The organism is Actinacidiphila sp. bgisy145, from assembly GCF_057708125.1.
Genome location: NZ_JBYIRL010000016.1, coordinates 128,619 through 148,733 on the forward strand (window position 1 = coordinate 128,619; position 20,115 = coordinate 148,733).

General features: G+C 73.2%; 17 protein-coding genes. 4 read left to right on the forward strand and 13 right to left on the reverse strand.

Features of this window, described 5'->3' with window-relative positions; all coding sequences use genetic code 11:
* Nucleotides 1-2 precede the first annotated feature (2 nt).
* A complete protein-coding gene (locus AC3ERT_RS16730) occupies nt 3-2,567 on the reverse strand; it encodes an MGH1-like glycoside hydrolase domain-containing protein (protein ID WP_435175078.1) in 2,565 nt (854 codons plus the stop codon).
* Between the two features lie 538 nt (nt 2,568-3,105).
* Here AC3ERT_RS16730 and AC3ERT_RS16735 point away from each other — a divergent pair.
* The gene (locus AC3ERT_RS16735; protein WP_335979191.1) at nt 3,106-3,864 is read left to right on the forward strand and encodes a thioesterase II family protein; all 759 of its coding nucleotides are present in this window, start codon (nt 3,106-3,108) and stop codon (nt 3,862-3,864) included.
* A gap of 37 nt (nt 3,865-3,901) precedes the next feature.
* Here AC3ERT_RS16735 and AC3ERT_RS16740 read toward each other — a convergent pair whose 3' ends face one another.
* The 9 genes from AC3ERT_RS16740 to AC3ERT_RS16780 form a co-directional block, all read right to left on the reverse strand.
* On the reverse strand, nt 3,902-4,426 hold the full coding sequence (locus AC3ERT_RS16740) for a GNAT family N-acetyltransferase (RefSeq protein WP_435175112.1): 525 nt from the start codon (nt 4,424-4,426) through the stop codon (nt 3,902-3,904).
* Between the two features lie 190 nt (nt 4,427-4,616).
* On the reverse strand, nt 4,617-5,633 hold the full coding sequence (locus AC3ERT_RS16745) for an ABC transporter permease (RefSeq protein WP_435175080.1): 1,017 nt from the start codon (nt 5,631-5,633) through the stop codon (nt 4,617-4,619).
* Nucleotides 5,630-7,246 (reverse strand): sugar ABC transporter ATP-binding protein, encoded by a 1,617-nt coding sequence (locus AC3ERT_RS16750; protein WP_335979187.1) that lies wholly within the window; start codon nt 7,244-7,246, stop codon nt 5,630-5,632. Before AC3ERT_RS16750 ends, AC3ERT_RS16745 begins: the two co-directional genes overlap by 4 nt.
* On the reverse strand, nt 7,246-8,409 hold the full coding sequence (locus AC3ERT_RS16755; RefSeq protein WP_335979186.1) for a substrate-binding domain-containing protein: 1,164 nt from the start codon (nt 8,407-8,409) through the stop codon (nt 7,246-7,248). Before AC3ERT_RS16755 ends, AC3ERT_RS16750 begins: the two co-directional genes overlap by 1 nt.
* Nucleotides 8,410-8,973: 564 nt before the next feature.
* Nucleotides 8,974-10,479: an L-arabinose isomerase gene (gene araA, locus AC3ERT_RS16760; protein WP_335979184.1), complete on the reverse strand. Its 1,506-nt coding sequence runs from the start codon at nt 10,477-10,479 to the stop codon at nt 8,974-8,976.
* Entirely contained in the window at nt 10,476-11,264 is a 789-nt protein-coding gene (locus tag AC3ERT_RS16765) for an L-ribulose-5-phosphate 4-epimerase (RefSeq protein WP_335979182.1), read from the reverse strand. The genes araA and AC3ERT_RS16765 overlap by 4 nt, the downstream gene beginning before the upstream one ends.
* A gap of 89 nt (nt 11,265-11,353) precedes the next feature.
* Complete coding sequence (gene araB / locus AC3ERT_RS16770) at nt 11,354-13,021, reverse strand: ribulokinase (protein WP_435132495.1); 1,668 nt, start codon at nt 13,019-13,021, stop codon at nt 11,354-11,356.
* 312 nt (nt 13,022-13,333) lie between these two features.
* Nucleotides 13,334-14,395: a LacI family DNA-binding transcriptional regulator gene (locus AC3ERT_RS16775; protein ID WP_335979179.1), complete on the reverse strand. Its 1,062-nt coding sequence runs from the start codon at nt 14,393-14,395 to the stop codon at nt 13,334-13,336.
* Nucleotides 14,396-14,722: 327 nt separating this feature from the next.
* Complete coding sequence (locus AC3ERT_RS16780; RefSeq protein ID WP_435175083.1) at nt 14,723-15,286, reverse strand: GNAT family N-acetyltransferase; 564 nt, start codon at nt 15,284-15,286, stop codon at nt 14,723-14,725.
* 194 nt (nt 15,287-15,480) lie between these two features.
* On the opposite strand from AC3ERT_RS16780, the gene AC3ERT_RS16785 reads away from it, so the two are divergent.
* From AC3ERT_RS16785 to AC3ERT_RS16795, 3 genes are all read left to right on the forward strand, one after another.
* Nucleotides 15,481-16,329: an oxidoreductase gene (locus AC3ERT_RS16785; RefSeq protein ID WP_435132501.1), complete on the forward strand. Its 849-nt coding sequence runs from the start codon at nt 15,481-15,483 to the stop codon at nt 16,327-16,329.
* Nucleotides 16,329-16,958 carry a TetR/AcrR family transcriptional regulator gene (locus AC3ERT_RS16790; protein ID WP_335979172.1) on the forward strand — a complete coding sequence of 210 codons (630 nt, stop codon included), beginning with the start codon at nt 16,329-16,331 and terminating at the stop codon, nt 16,956-16,958. Before AC3ERT_RS16785 ends, AC3ERT_RS16790 begins: the two co-directional genes overlap by 1 nt.
* Nucleotides 16,959-17,023: 65 nt before the next feature.
* Nucleotides 17,024-17,560: a GNAT family N-acetyltransferase gene (locus tag AC3ERT_RS16795; protein WP_335979170.1), complete on the forward strand. Its 537-nt coding sequence runs from the start codon at nt 17,024-17,026 to the stop codon at nt 17,558-17,560.
* Nucleotides 17,561-17,593: 33 nt separating this feature from the next.
* Here the strand turns inward: AC3ERT_RS16795 and AC3ERT_RS16800 are convergent, their stop codons facing one another.
* Genes AC3ERT_RS16800 through AC3ERT_RS16810 form a run of 3 tightly spaced genes read right to left on the reverse strand, consistent with a single transcriptional unit; the run spans nt 17,594 to nt 20,044 of the window.
* Nucleotides 17,594-18,358: a 3-hydroxybutyrate dehydrogenase gene (locus AC3ERT_RS16800; RefSeq protein WP_435132505.1), complete on the reverse strand. Its 765-nt coding sequence runs from the start codon at nt 18,356-18,358 to the stop codon at nt 17,594-17,596.
* A complete protein-coding gene (locus tag AC3ERT_RS16805) occupies nt 18,355-19,227 on the reverse strand; it encodes a VOC family protein (protein ID WP_435132508.1) in 873 nt (290 codons plus the stop codon). Before AC3ERT_RS16805 ends, AC3ERT_RS16800 begins: the two co-directional genes overlap by 4 nt.
* 4 nt (nt 19,228-19,231) lie before the next feature.
* Nucleotides 19,232-20,044 carry an alpha/beta fold hydrolase gene (locus tag AC3ERT_RS16810; RefSeq protein ID WP_335979165.1) on the reverse strand — a complete coding sequence of 271 codons (813 nt, stop codon included), beginning with the start codon at nt 20,042-20,044 and terminating at the stop codon, nt 19,232-19,234.
* Between the last annotated feature and the right edge of the window lie 71 nt (nt 20,045-20,115).

The following is a 20,115-nucleotide window of genomic DNA, read 5'->3' on the forward strand; positions in this document are numbered from 1 at the left end:
GGTCAGAGCCTGATCTGGGAGCGGCCCTTGGGGGCCTTGGTGGTGCGCGGCCGGCCGTGCTCGGGATGGACCTCGATCTGCGTGATCCCGTCGGCGTTGAGGTCGAAGGCGGCGCCGGTGTCGCCGAGCAGGAAGTTCCGGACCGCGACGCGTGCGCCGGTGGCGCGGAAGACCACCTTGCCGTCGCGCGCGAGGGTGGTGCGGTGCGGGCCGGCCGACACGTCGTAGCGGTGGCCGCGCAGTTGCACGTTGGACAGGGTGTTGGTGCCCGGCAAGGTGAGCGAGCCGAACATCAGCGCCGACGGGTCGCCGTCCCAGGGGTTGTCCGAGAGCAGCTCGTGCAGGCCCTGCACCGGCATCGCGTTGGACCAGGAGTAGGTCCGCCAGGCCGAGTCGACCGCCGGGCCCATGATGGACTGCCCCGGTTCGGGGTCGAAGGACTCGGGGAACCAGCCGTCGTTCGTCCAGGAGTCCAGGTACATCGAGGTGCTGCGGGTGGCGAACATGCCGGCGATGTCGTCGAAGCCGTAGCGCTTGACGCCGTCGTAGACGGTGGCGTTCATCGGTGGCCAGATCGCGCCCTTCCACTGCTCGGGCGCGGAGCCCTCGCCGTAGCGGTCGAAGAACTTGAAGTGCTCGGACTGCGGGTGCACCGGGCCGCCGGAGCAGTACGCCGGGTCGTTGCGGGCGATGCTGGGCACCACGTAGTCGCCCCAGAACATCTCCGGGTCCAGCAGGTGCGCCATCATCGTCCTCGCCCGCTCGGGCGTGGCGATGCCCGCGAACAGCGGGTAGAACACGGTCGGCGTGACCACCTCGTTCCAGCTGCCGTCGAGGTAGCGGCTGAGGTACAGGCCCTTGCCGGCGTGCCACAGGCGGTCGTTGAGGCGCTGCTTGATCGTCGCGTACTGGACGGTGAAGCGGCGGGCGTCGGCGGCCTCGCCGAGGACCGTCGCCATCTTCGCCAGCGTCTCGGCGAGCAGGGCGTAGTAGGAGTTGAGCGGCACGTCGGTGAGGTTGGTGTTGTCGCGCTTGTCGCCGGAGCCGCCGACCTTGGCGATGCGCTGGTAGTCGGCGTAGACCGGCAGGTCGTCCAGGCCCAGGTGGTTGCCGCGGCCGCCGACGCGGTCGCCGAAGTACGGTGCCTCCAGCAGCCCGTCGCCGTCGGCGTCCCACTCCGGCATCAGGTCGTTGAAGGCGACCAGGTGCGGGTACGCCTTCTCCAGGACGGTGCGGTCGCCGAACTTCGTGTACAGCCGCCACACCGCGTACGCGTGCATCGGCCCGGAGTTCTCCTGGTCGTAGCGGGGGCCGACCAGGTCCACCTGGTTGGGCGGTGCGGGCTGGTCGAAGACGTCCGACTCGTGCTGGGTGGCGAGGGTCTGGCTGACCAGGGCGGCGTCGATGCAGTCGAAGGAGGAGTCCCAGCCGGTGAACAGGCCGCCACCGCCGCCCCAGCCCCACAGCACGTAGTTGCAGTGGTAGGTCCGGTCGTAGTTGGTGTTCAGCGACAGCGCGTCGCGCACCGCGTCCGCTGCCTGGCCCACCGGGCCGGAGCCGGTGAGGTTGGTGTCGCGGATCGCGGCCTGGGCGGCGGCGAGTCGGCGTTCGGCCTGGTGCGGCTCGGGCGGTGCGACCTTCGGGGTGCCGTGGTCGCTGATCGCCGCGGCGAAGGTGATGCTCTCGCCCTTGGCGAGTTCGTAGCGCAGGGCGGCGGTGGCGTCGCCGGCCGCGCCGGTGCCGCCGGTCATCGCCTTGGTCAGGTCGGTGACGGAGGCGTAGCAGGCGGCGCTGACCGGGGGTTCGGTGGGGGTCAGCCGCAGGTGGCCGGTGGCGGAGGTGTCCACCAGGCCGGGCGCGGAGCCGATGACACCGTTGCCGTCGAGCGCGAAGCTCGCGGTCTCCCCCGCGGTGGCGCCCCACGGCGTGCCGACCTCCAGGAAGACCGTGGTGTCGTCGGCCAGCGCGGTGACCGTGGCGACCACCGAACTGCCGTCGCCGGTGCGGGCGTAGCGGACCACCAGGTCGCGCTTCTGCTGCTGGGCGAGGTCGTACTTGGCCTGGATGACGGGGAGTTTGGCGGTGGCGTCCGCGACCTCGGCGGCCGACCACTGGTCGGGGTGGGCGATGACCTCCTTCAGCGCCTCCAGGTGCGCGGGCATCACCGAGCGGTCGTCGCTGCTGATGTGGACCTGCTTGAAGCTGCCGTCGGGGGCCATCGGGCCGATCCGCCAGAGGTTGTTGGTCATCTTCTCGCGGATGACGGTGTTCGCCTTGGTGAGCAGGACCACGCGCACGGCGAAGCGGGCCTCGCCGGTGCCGACGAAGAGCGCGCCCGTCCAGTCCTGCTCCTTGACGCCCGGCATCGCGAACGGCCGCTTCAGCGTCGGGTACGGCAGGGGCGAGGACTGCCCGCCGTGGTTGCCCGCGGTGTCCGCGGCGGCCACGGCCGTGCCGTCGGACGTGGTGCCGTCGGCGGCCGCCGCGATGTTACCGCTCGCAAGCGCGACCACCGTACCGCCGATGCCGGTCACTCCGGCCGCCTTCAGAAAGCTTCGCCTGGGCATGTGACGATGGGTCATAAGACCTTCCGTTCCAGCGTCTGACGGGCCCTGCGCTTGACAACGGAGCAGGCCGGTACGGCACCGCCCGCCGCAGGGCCCGGGGGGCTCACTGCCCCGAGGTGGGTTACGGCATGAACTGCATCACGGGCGCCTCGAATTGTTAGCGCTCACGCGACGGGTGTCAACAGATCCGACATAGTTGCTCCCGCGGCCCCCGAACCCACCGCCGGCACGCCCACGGCCTCGGCGTCGACGGCCAAGTCGGCCCGCAGACCTGGCAGATGCTCGTCGGCAGCTGACCGCCAGGCGCCTTGCGCAGCGTGGGCGCGGGGCGGGCGGGCCTTCGTGGCCGCCCGCCCCGCGCTCCTCCGTGACGGGCGGGTCCGGGGCGTCCGTTGGCCGTCCGGGGCGGCCAACACAGCGGTGTACGACCCCTATTGGGCGGAGACGGACAGGGGAGCTCCGGGGATTTTCCGGGGTGGCCCGGCGGGGGGCGGCTTGTTATGTTGCGGCGGAGAGCCGAACCCGACGATGGAGCAGCATGCCTTCCGTGGAAAATCTCTGGTGCCGTCGCTTTGTTCCCGCTCAGGACCCGGCCGCGCGCCTTGTCTGCCTCCCGCACGCGGGGGGTTCGGCGCCCTACTTCCGCCCGGTGTCGATGGCGCTCGGCAAGGAGTTCGACGTGATCGCCGTGCAGTACCCGGGCCGGCAGGACCGCCGCAGTGAACCGCCGATCACTGAGATGTCGGTGCTGGCCGACCGGGTCGCGGAGATCCTCGCCGCCGAGGACGACCTCCCCCTGGTCCTGTTCGGCCACAGCCTGGGCGCGATCCTCGCGTTCGAGGTGGCCCGCCGGCTGGAGGCGGAGGGCCGGCCGCCGGTCCGGATCGTCGCGTCCGGCCGCCGCGGACCGGCCACCCGCCGCGAGGAGGCCCTGCACCGGCTCGACGACGCCGGGCTCATGGCCGAACTGCGCTCGTCGGACGGCACCCACACCCTCCTGCTGGAGGACGAGGAGCTGATGCGCGCCGCGCTCCCGGCCCTGCGCGCCGACTACCAGGTGGCCGAGTGCTACGCCAGCGAGCCGTCGGCGACCGTGCGCAGCCCCATCACGGTGCTCACCGGCGACCAGGACCCCAAGACGACGCTCGACGAGGCCCGGCAGTGGGAGCAGCACACCACCGGCGGCTTCGAGTTCGAGGTCTACCCGGGCGGGCACTTCTTCCTCGGCCAGCACATCCAGCCGATCATCGCCCTGCTCCGCAAGCACCTCACCCCGGCCTCCGCACCGACCAGCTGACCGCTCCGACCGGCCTCCCCGCCCGCTGGGCGCGGGTTCAGCGCCCGGGCGGCATGAGGTCGGCGCGCCAGCGCACTTCGCCGTCGTGGAGTTCGCCGGTCGGGGCGAGCCCTGCGGCGGTGGCGACGGCGGCCGAGGCCGCGTGGTCCGGGTGGACGTGCGCGAGCACCGTACGGACGTGGTGGGCGGCGAGATGGCGGACCAGCCCGCGGGCCGCCTCCTTCGCGATGCCGCGGCCCTGCCACGGGGTGCCCACCACCCACGCGACCTCCGCGTACGACGCCCCGCCCGGCTCGACGCCCGGGCCGCTGCCCAGCCCGCCGCCCGCCTCACCGTCCCGCACCGTCGCCTGCACGGTACCCGCGAGCCGCCCCTCCGCGCGCAGCCGGATCACCCAGTTCAGCCAGGTCACCCCGGGCTCGGGTGCCCCCGCGACCAGCCGCTCGTACCGGGCCCGCAGCCCCGCGGGCGTCTCCGGCGCCCCGCCGATGTAGCGGTGCAGCGCCGGATCGCCGAGCACGGCCGCCATCGGCTCCGCGTGCCCGGCCTCCAGCGGCAGCATCTCCAGCCGCTCCGTGCCGAACCCGCCGCCCACCGAGCCCACCGCGCCCACCGCGCACCCCTCTTCCCCGCCGCTGCTGACACCGCGGCCCCAGGCTACGGCAGCGCGGGCCGCCTCCCCGAAGCGGCGAGGCGGCCCGGGCGAACCGGCGGCCGGAAGCGCCAGGAGGCCGGAAGGGCCGGGAGCAGCCTCAGCGGCGCTTGGCCACGCTCCGCGCCCGCAGCCGGTCCGCGGTGATCGCCAGCCCCAGCACGCAACCGAGCACGATGTTCGTGTAGTTGGGGTTGATCTGAAGAGTCGTCAGGCCGTTGTTGATCAGCTCCAGCAGGATGGTGCCCGCCACGATCCCGAGGATGCGGCCCTGTCCGCCGACCAGGCTCACCCCGCCGATGACCGCCGCGGCGATCGCCGACAGCTCCCAGCCGACCCCGACGCCGCTGGCCGAGCCGACGCCCATCCGGCCGAGCACCATCATCCCGGCGAACGCCGACAGCAGGGAGCTGGTGACGTACATCGACACCACCCGCCGGTCGCCGCGGATGCCGGCCAGCCGCGCCGCCTCGGGGTTGCCGCCGACCGCGTAGACCTGCCGCCCGGCGTATGTGCGCTCCAGGAAGAACCACGCCGCGATCGCCACCACCGCGAACAGGATCAGCGGCAGCGGGATCTGTGCCACGTACGTCTGGCCGACGTCGCCGAACAGCCCGCCGATCCCGGTGATCGAGGTGCCCGAGGTGATCGCGAGGGTGACGCCCTGCGCGACGGTGTACGTGACGAGGGTGACGACGAACGGCGCCATCTTCAGCCGGGTGACGGCCAGTCCGTGCAGCAGGCCCACCGCGCCCGCGATCACCAGCGTGACCACGATCGCCAGGATCGGCGGCAGCCCGGCCCGTACGTTGAACCAGGACATCAGGATGACGCTGGTGCCCAGCAGCGCGCCCACCGACAGGTCGATGCCGCCGGTGAGGATCACCAGCGACTCCCCGATGGCGATCAGGCCGTACTGCGCCAGGTCGAAGCCCATCCCCTGGAGGTTGACCGCTCCGGCGAAGGTCGACTTGTCCACGGCCAGCGCGACGAAGACGACGACGCAGGCGGCCACCACGCCGACCTCGGGCGTTTCGATCAGGCGGCGGAGGAACGAGGGGCCCGGCGCGCTGCCGGGGTCCGCCTCGGTCGGCGCCGGTGCGGTGCTGGTCTTCATGCGCTTGCCTCTCCCTGCGGGCCCGCGCCCGGCCGCGTCCCGGCCGCCGCGGTCATGATCGCTTCCTTGCCGAACCGGTCGCGGGGGATGTCGTCGACGATCCGCCCGTGTGCCATCACCACGATCCGATGGCAGATCCACAGCAGTTCCTCCAGTTCGGAGGAGGCCACCAGCACCGCCATGCCCTGCTCGGCGGCGGCGTCGATCAGGCTGTAGATCTCGGCCTTCGCCCCGACGTCCACCCCGCGGGTCGGCTCGTCGAGCAGCAGCAGCTTCGGCTCGGCGGCCAGCCAGCGCCCGAAGACCGCCTTCTGCTGGTTGCCGCCGGACAGCGCCCCGATCGGCTGCTCCGGGCTGTGCAGGCGTACGCCCAGGTCGCCGATGATCCGCGCCGCGTGCGCCTTGTCCGCCTTCGGCCGCAGCACACCGCGGCTGCTGATCCGCCGCAGCGTGGTCAGCGTGACGTTCCACCGCACGGAGTGCGCCGCCAGCAGCGACTGCACCTTGCGGTCCTCCGGGACCAGGCCGATCCCCTTCTCGACCGCGTCCGCCGGGTGCCGCGGGCGGAAGTCGCGGCCCAGGAACTCCACCGACCCGCCGGTGCGCGGCTGCGCGCCCATCACGGTGTGCAGCAGCCGGCTGCGGCCCGATCCCATCAGTCCGGCGACGCCGACGATCTCGCCGGCGCGTACGTCCAGGTCGACCGGGCCGAGGCCGTCGGCGGTCAACTCGCGGGTGCGCAGCACCGCGGTGCGCTCCACCGTGGACGGCGGCGCGAGGTCGGCGCGGGCCAGCTCGCTGCCGACCATCTCGCGGATCATCCGCTCCTCGGTCGCCTCCTGCGGGGTGAGGTCGGCGACGAGTTTCCCGCTGCGCAGCACCACCACCCGGTCGGCGATCGCCTGCACCTCGTCCAGGCGGTGGCCGATGAAGAGCACCGCGCCGCCGGCGGCGGCGTGTGCGCGGGCCAGGTCCAGCACCCGTTCGGCCTCCACCGGGCCGAGCGAGGAGGTCGGCTCGTCGAGGATCAGCACGACCGGGCGGTGGCCCCACGCCTTGGCGATCTCGATCATCTGGCGCACCGGCACCGGGAAGCGCTCGACCGGGCGGTCGACGTCGACATGGGTGACGCCGACCTCGGCGAGCAGCGCCCGTGCCTCCTCCCTGGTGCCGGTGCGGTCGAACACCGCCCGGCCCAGCAGCCCGCCGCCGGCCCGCTGCGGGCGCCGCCCGAGCAGCAGGTTCTCCGCGACGCTCAACTGCCCGACCAGCGGGAACTCCTGTGCCACCAGGGCCACTCCCAGCTCGCGGGAGTGGTCGGGGCGCCCGGGCTGGAGCGCCCGGCCGGCGACCTCGATGGTGCCGGTGGTGGGGGTGACGGTGCCGGACAGCACGCCCATCAGCGTGGACTTGCCCGCGCCGTTCTCGCCCACCACCGCGACGATCTGACCGCGGGCCAGGTCCAGCCGCGGGATGTCCAGGACCTTCACGAGGCCGTACGACTTGCTGACGTCGCGCAGCGACACCGCGCTCTCCTCGGCCGCGCCGCCCCGCTCTCCCCCGCCGCCCGGGCGGTCCTCGCCGCCCGGGCGGGTGTCGGCGGAGCCGGCCATCAGCCGATCCCCAGGCTGGTCAGCTTGGCCTGGTAGTCGGCGAGGTTGGTCTGGGTGACCAGGCCGACGCCGGAGCTGAGGGTGATGCCGTCGCTCTCCAGGTACGGCTGCGCGATCTTGAGGGTGGCGTCCTTGCCGAGCACCTTCAGCGCCGCCAGCAGGTAGGCGCCGGTGTAGCCCTGCTGGTAGGGCTGCTGGAGGACGGTGGCCTGGATGACGCCGGACTTGATGAACTTCAGCGTCTGCGGGTCGCTGTCGTCGGAGATGATCTTGATCTTGCCGGTCTTGCCGGCCGACTGGACGGCCTGGCCGGCGGACGGGCCGTCGTAGGAGTACACCCCGTACAGGCCGTTGACGTTCGGGTTGGTCTGGATCGCGGTCTCGGCGTTGGACAGTGCCTTGGAGGCGTCCATGCTGTCGCTGAGCTTCTGGGCGACCTTGATGCCCGAGCCCTTCAGGGCGTCCTCGAAGCCCTGGATGCGCTCGACCGCGTTGGAGGTGGTCAGCGAGCCGACCAGGATCACCACCTGGCCCTTGCCGCCGAGCGCCTGCTTCATCGCCTCGCCGGCCTTCTGGCCCGCCTGGTAGTTCGGGGTGCCCAGGTAGAGCGCGGCGCCGTCGTCCTTCGGCAGCGGGGAGTCGATGGCGAGCACCGGGATGCCGGCCTTGTTCGCGGAGGCGATCGGCGCCTTGATGGCCGTCGGGTCGATCGCGGAGACGCTCAGGCCGCTGATGCCCTGGCCGCGCAGCGTCTGGATGATCGACAGCTGCTGGTCGAGCCGGCCGTTCGCCGGGGCCTGGTAGGCGCCCTTGACGCCGAGTTCCTTCAGGCCCTTGTTGAAGCCCACCTTGCCGGCGTTCCAGTAGTCGGTGGCGACGTTGACCACCATCGCCTCGTTGAGCTTCGACAGGTCCTTGCCGGCCAGCGCCTGCTTCAGCGCCGCGTCGAGCTTGGCGAGGTTCGCGTCGTTGAACGCGATGTCGCCCTTGATCGCGGTGGCGGACGAGGCGGAGGAGGTCGAGTTGCCGGAGTTGTCCGAGGAGGACGAGCCGCCGGCCCCGCTCTTGCTGCACCCCGCCGCCGCGAGCACCACGGCGAGGGTCACGGCCGCGGCGCCCCAACGCCCGTATCCGGAAACGACGGCACCTTTGGCATCACGCATGGGCGAACTTCCTGTTCGGACGGTGACCTCGCGGTCATTGAGAGCGCTAACAATCCACTGAGTGGATCACATCCGCGGGCGTGGGCCGCATCATCCCCAACGCAGCTCACACAACCGGGCGGAGCGGTCGACGTTCACAGCCACAGGGGCCCGAACCGTCTGCACCAGTCGTGGCGGGTTCCTGTCACCCGCCGCCATAGAGTGTTAGCGCTCACGGAATCACCGTCAAGATGTTGAGCCGAGAAAAACCCCGTGGATCGCGAAGAGGTCGGCCCACGTCGCGGCAGACCCGCCGAAACGCCCGCACACGCTGCGGCTTCGCCCCGACTGCCCACGTCCGGCAGGGAGTTGACGGTACGCATCGTGTACGCGCACATGCACCGTGGACGGCCGCGCACCCGCACATCAGGGCCGCGCCGAGGGGGTGCGGGGACAGGTGCCGCGCACGCGCGCCGGGCACCGGCACGCACACGGGCACGGCGACGACCTCCGCCCGGGCGGCCCTCCCGTACCGGCGGGAGGACCGCCCGGGTGGGGCGGGCGGAAACGGGTGCCGCGGCGCCCTCACAGGCCCCCGGCGAGCCGGTAGTACGCCTGGTTCCAGCGGATCTCCTTGGCGAACTGCCGGATCTCGGTGCTGCCGTCGATGAGCAGCAGCTCGGTGCGGAGCATGTCCGCGAGGTCGGCCAGCTCCTCGGCGCCGACGGCGGTGGACAGCACCGTGTGGTGCGGCCCGCCCGCGGTCAGCCACGCCTCGGTGGAGGTGCGCAGGTCCGGCGCGGGCTTCCACACCGCCCGGGCGACGGGGAGCGCGGGCAGCGGCTCCAGCGGGGCCACGACGTCGATCGTGTTCGCCACCAGCCGGAAGCGGTCGCCGACGTCCGCCAGGCCCACCACGACCGCCGGGCCGGGCCGTGCGTCGAAGACCAGCCGCACCGGGTCCTCCCGGCCGCCGATCGACAGCGGGTGGATCTCGCAGCTCGGCCGGTCCGCGGCGATGCTCGGGCAGACCTCCAGCATGTGGGCGCCGAGGATGAGTTCGCTGCCGGGCGCCAGGTGGTAGGTGTAGTCCTCCATGAAGGAGCTGCCGCCCGCCTGCCCGGCCCCGGCGGCCTTGAGCGCGTGCAGCAGCGCGGAGGTCTTCCAGTCGCCCTCGCCGCCGAAGCCGTAGCCGTCGGCCATCAGCCGCTGCACCGCGAGCCCGGGCAACTGCCGCAGCCCGCCCAGGTCCTCGAAGTTGGTGGTGAACGCGCCGAACCCGCCGTCGTCGAGGAAGGCGCGCAGGCCCAACTCGATCCGGGCCGCGTACCGCAGGGACGCGTGCCGCGCTCCCCCCGCGGCCAGTTGCGGGTCGAGCCGGTAGGTGTCGGCGTACTGCGCGGTCAACTCCCCCACCGCCGCGTCGCCGACCGCGTCCACCGCGGCCACGAGGTCGTTGACGCCGTAGGTGTTGACCGACACGCCCAGCCGCAACTGCGCCTCGACCTTGTCGCCTTCGGTGACGGCCACGTCCCGCATGTTGTCGCCGAACCGGGCCAGCCGCAGCGTGCGCAGCGCGCCGTAGCCCAGCGCGGCGCGCATCCAGGCGTGGATGCGGGCGAGCACCGCGGGGTCGGAGACATGGCCGGCGACGGTCTTGCGGGCCACGCCGATCCTGGACTGGATGTACCCGAACTCGCGGTCGCCGTGGGCGGCCTGGTTGAGGTTCATGAAGTCCATGTCGATGGTGGACCACGGCAGTTCGACGTTGGCCTGGGTGTGCAGGTGCAGCAGCGGCTTGCGCAGCAGGTCCAGCCCGGCGATCCACATCTTGGCGGGCGAGAAGGTGTGCATCCAGGCCACCAGGCCGACGCACCGCGGCGCGGAGTTGGCGGCGAGCACCACCTCCGTGATCGCGGCGGCGTCGGTCAGCACCGGCTTCCAGACCGTGCGGACCGGGGCGCCCGGGGCCGCGGCGAGCCGGTCGCAGATGGCCTGCGACTGCTCGGCGACCTGGGCGAGGGTGTCGTCCCCGTACAGGCCCTGACTGCCGGTGAGGAACCAGATCTCGGGTGCGGCGGGCGATGTCATGCCTGGGACTCCTTGCCGACGGACGGCCCCTGCTGGCCGTAGACGTTCTGGTAGCGGTCGTAGAGCCGGTCGACCGCGCCGGGGTCGATGGGCAGCGGGGCGCCGAGCTGGCGCGAGATGTGCACGCTGCGCGCGACGTCCTCGCACATCACCGCGGCCTTCACCGCCGCGCGCGCGTCGCGGCCGACGGTGAACACGCCGTGGTTCTGCATCAGCACCGCGGGCGAGCGGTGCCCGGTCAGCGTCTCCACGATGCCGCGGCCGATCGAGTCGTCGCCGATCAGCGCGAACGGGCCGACGGGTATCTCCGCGCCGAACTCGTCGGCCATCGCGGTCAGCACGCAGGGCACCGCCTCCCCGCGGGCCGCCCAGGCGCAGGCGTAGGTGGAGTGGGTGTGCACCACGCCGCCGACGTCCGGCATGTGCCGGTAGACGTAGGCGTGGGCGGCGGTGTCGGACGACGGTGCCAGGTCGCCTTCGACCACATTGCCGTCGAGGTCGCAGACGATCATCGCCTCGGGGGTGAGCCGGTCGTAGTCCACGCCGCTGGGCTTGATCACGAACAGGTCGCGGCCCGGCACCCGGCCGGAGACGTTGCCGGCCGTCCACACCACCAGCTGGTAGCGGACGAGTTCGCCGTGCAGGTCGCTGACCTGGCGGCGCAGTGCGGCGACGGCGGCGGTCCCGGGCCCGGTGGCGGTCACGGCCCCGGCCCCGGTGGCGGTCACGGTGGAGTCCTGCTGCTGGTGCTGTTCCTCTTGCTGCTGCTGTGGGTTGCTGCTCATGGCAATGCGGACCTCGCAGGATGGGTGAGCGTTAACAAAGAGGGGGTGAGCGCTAACATTTGGCTGGTCCGAGTCCGGGTCGGTCCCGGTCAGACCGCCCCGGCGGCCTCGGCGCGCAGCGCGCGCAGCCGGTGCATCGCGTCGCTGCCGCCCCGGCCGAAGTGGTCGTGCAGCTCGCGGTACTCGGCGTACAGGCGGTCGTAGGCGGCCGCACGGGCGGGGTCGGGCAGGTAGGCGCGGCGCTCGATCCGGCCCATCGCCGCGGAGGCGGCGCGGATGTCGGGGTGGGCGCCGGCGGCGACGGCGGCGTGGATCGCCGAGCCCAGCGCGGGCCCCTGGTCGGAGGCCATCAGGTTGATCGGGCGGCCCAGTACGTCGCTGTAGGTCTGCATCAGGAAGCGGTTGCGCAGCAGGCCGCCGGCCGCGGTGAACTCCGTCACCGGCACCCCGGACCGCTCGAACGCCTCCACGATGGTGCGGGCGCCGAACGCGGTGCCCTCGATCAGGGCCCGGTAGACGTCCTCCGGCCGGGTGTCGAGGGTCAGCCCGACCAGCAGCCCGGACAGGTGGTGGTCCACCAGCACCGACCGGTTGCCGCTGTGCCAGTCCAGCGCGACCAGCCCGTGCGCGCCCACGGCCTGCGCCGCGGCCTTCTCGGTGAGCAGTTCGTGCGCGGAGATGCCGCGCCGGCGGGCCTCGTCGGCGTACTCCTGCGGGGTGGTGGTCCGCACCGCCCAGGCGAAGAGGTCGCCGACACCGCTCTGCCCGGCCTCGTAGCCCCAAAGGCCGGGCACCACACCGTCCTTGACGACCCCGCACATGCCCGGGACCTCGGCGAGCACGTCGGAGTTCATGATGTGGCAGGTCGAGGTGCCCATGATGGCCAGCATGTGGCCGGGGTCGAGCGCCTGGGCGGCGGCGGAGGTGACGTGCGCGTCCACGTTGCCGACCGCCACCGGGGTGCCGGCCCGCAGCCCGGTCAACGCCGCTGCCCGCGCGGTGAGTCCACCCGCGGCCGCGCCCAGCTGCGAGAGCGGGTGCTCCAGCTTGGCGGTGAAGTCCGCGAAGTCCGGGTGCAGCGAGGCCAGGTATTTCGCGTCGGGGTAACCGCCGTCCTGCCGGATGCCCTTGTAGCCGGCCGTGCAGGGGTTGCGGCTCTCCGCGCCGGTCAGCTCCCACACGATCCAGTCCGCGGCCTCGATCCAGCGGTCGGCGGCGGCGTAGACCTCCGGGTCCTCGCGCAGCAGTTGGAGCGCCTTGGCGTACTGCCACTCGCTGGAGATCTTCCCGCCGTACCGGCCGAGCCACGGCTGCCCGCTGTCCAGGGCGCGTTCGACGATGAGGTCCGCCTCGGGCTGCGCCGCGTGGTGGCGCCAGAGCTTGGGGTAGGCGTGCGGCCGGCCGGCGAAGCGCGGCAGCTCGCTGAGCGGTGTGCCGTCGGCAGTGGTGGGCAGCACCGTGCAGGCGGTGAAGTCGGTGCCGATGCCGACGACCTGCTCCGGTCGCACCCCGGCCGCGGCCAGCGCCCGCGGCACCGCGAACCGCAGCACGTCCCGCCAGTCCTGCGGCACCTGGAGCGCCCAGTCCGGGGGCAGCGTGCGGCCGCCGCCGGGCAGCGCGTGCGACACCACGCCGTGGGTGAACTCGTGCACCGCGCTGCCCAGTTCGCGGCCGTCCTCGACGGCGACGACGAGCGCGCGGCCGGAGAGCGTCCCGAAGTCGACGCCGACGGTCACGGCGGGTGGATCGGTGGTCATGTCTGCCTCCAGTCGTACGAGGGCGCCGGGCGCGGGCGGAGCGCCCGGCGGCCGCTCGGGTGGGGTGAGGTGAGGTAGGTGGGGGGTGGCGGGCCTGCGGGCGGGGCTCACGTGTTCCCGCGGCCGGGGCGGGGCGGGGCGGACGGGTCCGGCTCGCCCCGCCGTACGGGCGGGCGCCGGGGCGGTCGGGGCGGTTGCGGCGGACAGGGCGGTCGGGGCGGGCCTGCCGTCGGCCGGGGGTGGGCACCCGCAGCGCCCCGCCCCGCTCCCGCACCGCGGACCGCCGGCTGTCAGGTGCCGGCCGGGCGCGGGTCAGGACGGGGTGCTGCTGCGGCGGACGATGAGGCGCGGCTCGATCACCACGCGCTCGTCGTCGTCACCGGTCGACCCGGCCTCCAGTCTGCTGATCAGCAGCCGGATGCTGGCCTGGCCGACGGCGGCGAAGTCCTGGCGGACGGTGGTGAGCGGCGGCGCGAAGTACTCGGCCTCGGGGATGTCGTCGAACCCGGCGATCGCGACCTGGCCGGGCACCGACAGCCCGGCCTCGCGGAAGGCGCGCAGCACTCCGAGCGCCATCTGGTCGTTCGCCACGAACACCGCCGACAGCCCGGTGGCGCCCGGGCGCGCGCCGCGCGCGACCACCCGGCCGGCCAGCTCCTGCCCGGCGCGGTAGCCGCACAGCGGTGTCCAGTCGCCGATCAGCGGCTCGGGCACCTCGGCGCCGGCCTCCTCCAGCGTCGTGCGCCAGCCGACGGCGCGGGCCTCGGCCTCGAACCAGCTCGGCGGCCCGGCGACGTGCCACACGGTGCGGTGCCCGGCGGCCAGCAGGTGGCTGGTGACCAGGCGCGCGCCGAGCTGCTGGTCGACCGACACGCCGGGGATGGGCAGCGAGTGCCCGCCCTCCACGGTCACCACGGGGAAGGGCAGCTTCAACTCGGCCAGGGCGCTGACCGCGTCGCGGTGCGGCACTATCACCACGATGCCCTCCACGCCCCAGTCGCTGAGGTGGTCGATGGCCTCGCGCAGCGCCGCGGCGGTGTAGCGGCGCAAGGTGACCGTGGAGACCATGTAGCCCTCCTCGCGGGCGGCCTCCTCCAGCCCGAACAGGGTGCTGGACGGGCCGAACAGCGTGGGGTTGCACGCCACGACGCCCAGGGTCAGGGTCCGGCGGGTCACCAGCGCGCGGGCCGAGGAGTTGCGCCGGTAGCCGAGTTCCTCGATCGCCCGCTGCACGTCGGCCCGGGTCGTCTCCCGCACGTTCGGGTGGTTGCTGAGCACCCGGGAGACCGTCTGGTGTGACACTCCGGCCAGTTGGGCGACGTCCGCCATCGTGGGCGCCCTCCGCCTTCCGGCGCTCTCCGCAGTCTGCGACATGACCCTCCGATCGGTGACGAGGTAATTGTTAGCGTTCACAGCGAACGCGTCAAGGTCATGACGGCAATCGGGTGGCGAAGCCCCCACCGGCCCCGCCGCCTCCTCGGGGCGTACCCCACGCACCCCTTCCCCCGCCGCGGCAGCGGCAGTTGGGCACCGAAAGCGGTGGGGCGACCGTATCCCGGAACGCCCGCGCCGCGCGGCCCGACGCGCCGCCCCGGGCTCCGCAGCTCGCGGGAGGCGGCCAGCGGCCGTCGGACACGCCCCGGCGCCCGACGGTCGGGGGCGTCCACGCCATGGCACGGCACGGCGCCGCACCGGAACAGGTCACCCCCGCCAGCGCTCACGGGCGAGGGCGTACTCGACGTCGCCGTGTTCCGCGCCCGCGATGGGATCGGGCCATTCCTCGAAGAAGGTGCGGACCAGGCAGAGCCCGGCCTTCTCCATGACGCGCCGGGACGCGGTGTTGACGGTCATCGTGGTGGCCACGATCCGGTCCGCCCCCAGTTCGGCGAACGCGTGGTGCACCAGGGCCCGTGCGCCTTCCGTCGCGTAGCCGAGGCCCCAGGCGGACGGCAGCAGCCGGTAGCCCAGTTCCGTGCCGCCGCCGCTCAGCCCCGCGCTGGTCGCGGGCCGCAGCGAGAACCACCCGAGGAACGCCCCGGACCGCCGCCGCACCGCCGCGAAACAGCCGTGCCCGCGCGGAGGTTCACCGTACTCGCGCAGCATGCGCGGGAGCTGCCGGCCCACGACCACGGACCGGGGCACGGGACGGCCGTCGCCGATGTACCGCATGACGTCGGGGTGGCCGTGCAAGGCGGCGAGATCGCCGGCGTCCGCCTCGGTGAAGCGGCGCAGGGTCATGCGCGCGGTGTCCAGACGGCTCTCCACGACGCCGATTCGAGCAGGCCGTCCGCCGCGGGGCAACCGCGTTTCCCGCGACCCGGCCCCCGCCGCACCCCACCGCGCCCCACCGCACGCGCATCCCGAGAATCTACAGCTCGATGACAAAAATCGACGAGGTGTAGACTTTTTACCGGCGGGGACCGGACGGGTTTCCCGCGCAAGCTTCTGGAGGAGTTGTGGTGCAGCAGCAGAACTGGCTGATCACGGGTGTGAGCACAGGTCTCGGCCGGGCGTTCGCGCAGGCGGCGCTGGACGCCGGGCACACGGTCGTCGGCACGGTCCGCGCCGAGCGGGACCGGGCGGCGTTCGAGGAACTGGCGCCCGGTCGCGCGCACGCCCGCATCCTCGACGTGACGGACGACGGCGCCGTGGTCGCGGTGGTCGACGAGGTGGAGCGCGCGGTCGGCCCGCTCGACGTGGTGCTCGCCAATGCCGGGTACGGCCTGGAGGGCACCTTCGAGGAGACCCCGCTGAGCGAGGTGCGCCGCCAGTTCGAGGTCAACGTCTTCGGCGCGATGGCCACCTTGCAGGCCGCGCTGCCCCACATGCGCGCGCGCCGCCGCGGCCGCCTCATGGCGGTCACGTCGATGGGCGGGCTGATGGCCGTCCCGGGCATGTCGGCGTACTGCGGCAGCAAGTTCGCCCTGGAAGGGGTGCTGGAGGCGCTGGGCAAGGAGGTCGCGCAGTTCGGCATCCATGTGACCGCGATCGAGCCCGGGTCCTTCCGCACCGACTGGGCCGGGCGGTCGATGACCCGCGCCGCGCGTACGGTCGACGACTACGACGAGCTGTTCACGCCGATCCGCCAGGCGCGGCAGAAGGCCAGCGGCAACCAGCTGGGCAACCCGGCGAAGGCCGGGGAGGCGGTCGTGCGCATCGCGTCGGTGGAACAGCCGCCGGCGCACCTCGTCCTCGGTTCGGACGCGCTGCGCCTGGTGGCGGCCGCGCGGGCGGCGGTGGACGAGGACATCCGGACGTGGGAGGAGCTGTCGCGGACGACGGACTTCGCGGAGGGGGCTCAGCTCTGATGCCCGAGCCCCGAAGCGACCCCCGCCCCGCGCGCGGCCGGCGCGCCGGTGAGCGCAAGGGCGACCTGCGGGAGCGGGCGATCCTCGACACGTGCGAGGCCCTGCTCGCGCGCAAGGGGTACGACGCGATGACCGTCGGCGACATCGCCCAGGGCGCCGGGATCACCCGCGGCGCGCTGTACTTCTACTTCGGCTCGAAGCAGGAAGTGGTCACCGCGCTGGTGGCGCGGACCGTCGAGCACCTGTGGGAGCGGTCCCGGGCCACCGCGCGCAGCGACGACCCGCGCCTGGCCGTGGCGGCGGCGATGCGGCGCACGGTGGAGCTGTGGCGCGAGCACGGCCTGGTGATGCGCACCGCGATCGACCTGTCGTTGACGGTGCCGGAGATCGGCGCGCTGTGGGACCGTACGGCCGACCTGTTCATCGCGGCGATCACCGCCGTGCTGGAGCGGGCCGGGGTGCGCGCCGGCGAGGGGCCGGACGGGGCGCCGGCGATGGGGCGGGCGCTGTGCTGGATGGTCGAGCGGAGCTTCTACCACGCGTGGCAGCCGGACTCCCCCGACCGGCTCCAGGAGGCGTCCGCGACCTGCGAGCACATCTGGCTGACCTGCGCGGGCCTGGCACCCTGACGCAGCGGCGGTCGGGCGCGGAAATCCGTTTGCCCCCGCCGGCCGCGGCCCGGTAGGAAGCTCGCATGCTACGAGGCGACAAGGTCGGGCTGCGGGCCCGCCACGAGGACGACTACCCCGTCCTGCGCGAGGAGATGTTCAACGACGTCGTCTACTCCTCCCGGTCGGGTGTCGACCCGTGGCGGCCGGTCCCGGCCAGTGCGAAGGACCCGCGGCTCGCGGCCGACGGCAAGGACGACACCGCCGTCCCGTTCGCCGTGGTGGACCTGGCGGACGGCGCCCTGCTCGGCACCGCCACCCTGTGGGGCATCGACAGCCACAACCGCCTCGCGCACGTCGGGGTCGGGCTGCGCCCCCGCGCCCGCGGCCAGGGCTACGGCACCGACGCCCTCGCGGTGCTGTGCCACTACGCGTTCGTCGTCCGCGGTCTGCGCCGCCTCCAGGCCGAGACCCTCGCCGACAACACCGCGATGCTGCGCGCCGCCGCGACCAACGGCTTCGTCCGCGAAGGCGTGCTGCGGGCCAACGCCTACGTCCTGGGCGAGATCCTCGACGAGGTCGTCCTCGGCCTGCTCGCCGAGGAGTGGCCCCCGGCCTCCTGACCCCTGGCTCCTGACGGCGCGGCGGGCGGCCGGTCAGGCCGCGCTCCACCCGCCGTCGAGGACCAGCTCGGTGCCCGTGACGGACGCCGCCTCGGGTCCGCACAGGAAGCCCACCGCCCCCGCGACCTCCTCGGGCTCGACCAGCCGCTTGACCGCCGAGCGCGCCAGCAGGACGTCGGACACCACCTGGTCGGCCGCCAGCCCGTGCAGCGCGGCCTGGTCGGCCAGCTGCTTCTCCACCAGGGGCGTGCGCACGTAGCCCGGGCACACGCAGTTGCTGGTCACGCCCTTGTCGGCGCCCTCCAGCGCGATCACCTTCGACAGCCCCAGCAGGCCGTGCTTGGCGCTGACGTACGCGGACTTGTACGCGCTGGCCCGCAGGCCGTGGATGCTGGACATGTGGACGATCCGCCCCCAGCCGCGCTCGTACATGCCCGGCAGCACCGCCCGGCTGAGCAGGAAGGGCGCCTCCAGCATCAGCCGCAGCATGAAGGCGAACCGCTCGGGGGCGAACTCCTCGACGGGCGCGACGTGCTGGATGCCGGCGTTGTTCACCAGGATGTCCGCGTCCAGCGTCAGCCCGGCCAGCTCGGCGGTCCGGCTCAGGTCGAGCACCAGCGCCTCGCCGCCGATCCGCCCGGCTGTGTGCGCCGCGCCCTCGGCGTCGACGTCGCACACCACGACGTGCGCGCCGAGCCCTGCCAGCCGGGTCGCCACGGCCGCCCCGATGCCGCTCGCCGCGCCGGTGACGACGGCCCGGCGGCCGGACAGGTCCGGACCTGCGGACGCGCCGGTCACGACGCCTGCTCCGGTGCGGCGAACGGGTTGGCCTCGGCGTGCCGGTGCCCCCAGACGTCCGGGACCCCGAAGTCGTGCGGCAGCCAGTCGTCGCCGACCTCGATGCCGCCGCAGCCGATCTCCAGGTGGAACCCGCTGGGGTTGCGCAGGTAGAAGGAGATCGCCTTGTCGTTCATGTGCCGGCCGAGGCCGATGGAGATCGGTGCGTCGTTGGCCACCGCCCGATCGTACGCCCGCCCGACATCGTCGATCGAGCCGTGCTCGAACTCCAGGTGGTGGATCGACGCGGTGTCCGCGTGGGCGAGCGCGATGCTGTGGTGGGCGGAGTTGCAGCGGAAGAAGAACAGACCGGGGGCGCGGTAGTCGGTCAGCCTGAACTCGAGCACGGACTCGTACAGCTCCCGCAGTTCGACGAGTCGGGGGCCGGCCAGCACGAAGTGGCCGAGGCCGGTGACGCCGGGATGCGCGCCCGGCCGGGCGACGCTGGTGCGGGCCTTGGCCTCACCGACCGCCAGCTCCACCCGGTAGCCGACCGGGTCGGTGAACCAGCGCATGGCGGTGGCGCCGCGCAGCCCCGTCTCCTGCGGCGAGCCGTCCTGGACCGCGTACCCGGCGTCGGTGAGCCGCCGGGTGAGCCGGTCCAGTTCGCTCGCGGTGTCGACGATCCAGCCCAGCTCGCGGGGGGAGTCCTCGGTCGACGGGTGGAGGGCCACGCGGTACTTGAACAGGTCGAGTTCGGCGAGCGCGACCTCGGTCGGCCCGAACGCCACCGTGGTGACGCCGACGCCCAGCGTGCGGCCGAGCAGGTCGGTCCACGCGTCGACGTCGGTGACGTTGAGCCCGACGTATCCCAGTCTGCGGATTCCCACGGCCTCAGCCCTCCACTGCGGCGGCCGCGCCCCGCAGGAACGTACCGACGATGTGGTTGAACTCCGGCGCGCGCTCGTACTGCACCCAGTGCCGGCAGTGGGGCAGCACCCGCAGTTCGGCGTCGGGTATGCCGTCGAGGATCGTGGCCGCCCAGGCCAGCGGGACGGTCTGGTCCTCCCGGCCCCAGATGAGCAGCGTAGGGGCCAGGACGAGCCCCAGGTCGGGGGTGAGGTCGCCGAAGTCCGGGGGGATCGGCAGTTCCGGGTGGGCCTTGCGGCTCGCCGCGTACCGCTCGTCGATCAGGGACGCGGTCGCCAGCTTCTCGTCGAAGACCATCATGCGGACGAACTCGGCCATCGCCTCGCGTGACGGCCGCGGGTCGGCCATGTAGGCGAAGAGGCGCTCCAGCCCGGCGGGCCACGGCGGCGCATCCTTCGGGAGGACTCCGCCCGGGGCCATGAGGACGACCCGGTCCACGCGTTCGGGGTGGCGCATCGCCATCCGCATCGCGACGGCGCCGCCGTAGGAGTTGCCGACCAGGTGGGCGCGCTCGATCCCGAGGGCCGTCAGCGCGCGGCTCACGCGGTCCGCCGCATGGAAGATCAGCGGCTCGTCGGTCCGCGGCCGCGTGGAGTCGCCCCACCCGGGCAGGTCCACCACGATGTTCCGGTGGTCGGCGAAGGCCGGCAGGTTGCCGCCGAAGTTGCTCATGCCCGTGGCGCCGGGGCCCGAGCCGTGCAGCCACACGATCGCGGGGCCCGAACCGACGTCGGTGTAGGCCAGTCGGACGTCCCCGAGATCCACTGTGCTCGTCACTCCGAGCCCCTCTCTCCTGTGTATGTAATGTTCGCTACAGACTTTACACGCGCCGCGGTTGCCCGCCCCCG

What these genes read in the sequence shown, in the direction of transcription:
- AC3ERT_RS16730 (WP_435175078.1), bottom strand. Translation starts at nt 2,567, where the DNA reads ATGCCCAGGCGAAGCTTTCTGAAGGCGGCCGGAGTGACCGGCATCGGC.
- AC3ERT_RS16735 (WP_335979191.1), top strand. Translation starts at nt 3,106, where the DNA reads ATGCCTTCCGTGGAAAATCTCTGGTGCCGTCGCTTTGTTCCCGCTCAG.
- AC3ERT_RS16740 (WP_435175112.1), bottom strand. Translation starts at nt 4,426, where the DNA reads ATGCTGCCGCTGGAGGCCGGGCACGCGGAGCCGATGGCGGCCGTGCTC.
- AC3ERT_RS16745 (WP_435175080.1), bottom strand. Translation starts at nt 5,633, where the DNA reads ATGAAGACCAGCACCGCACCGGCGCCGACCGAGGCGGACCCCGGCAGC.
- AC3ERT_RS16750 (WP_335979187.1), bottom strand. Translation starts at nt 7,246, where the DNA reads ATGGCCGGCTCCGCCGACACCCGCCCGGGCGGCGAGGACCGCCCGGGC.
- AC3ERT_RS16755 (WP_335979186.1), bottom strand. Translation starts at nt 8,409, where the DNA reads ATGCGTGATGCCAAAGGTGCCGTCGTTTCCGGATACGGGCGTTGGGGC.
- araA (WP_335979184.1), bottom strand. Translation starts at nt 10,479, where the DNA reads ATGACATCGCCCGCCGCACCCGAGATCTGGTTCCTCACCGGCAGTCAG.
- AC3ERT_RS16765 (WP_335979182.1), bottom strand. Translation starts at nt 11,264, where the DNA reads ATGAGCAGCAACCCACAGCAGCAGCAAGAGGAACAGCACCAGCAGCAG.
- araB (WP_435132495.1), bottom strand. Translation starts at nt 13,021, where the DNA reads ATGACCACCGATCCACCCGCCGTGACCGTCGGCGTCGACTTCGGGACG.
- AC3ERT_RS16775 (WP_335979179.1), bottom strand. Translation starts at nt 14,395, where the DNA reads ATGTCGCAGACTGCGGAGAGCGCCGGAAGGCGGAGGGCGCCCACGATG.
- AC3ERT_RS16790 (WP_335979172.1), top strand. Translation starts at nt 16,329, where the DNA reads ATGCCCGAGCCCCGAAGCGACCCCCGCCCCGCGCGCGGCCGGCGCGCC.
- AC3ERT_RS16795 (WP_335979170.1), top strand. Translation starts at nt 17,024, where the DNA reads ATGCTACGAGGCGACAAGGTCGGGCTGCGGGCCCGCCACGAGGACGAC.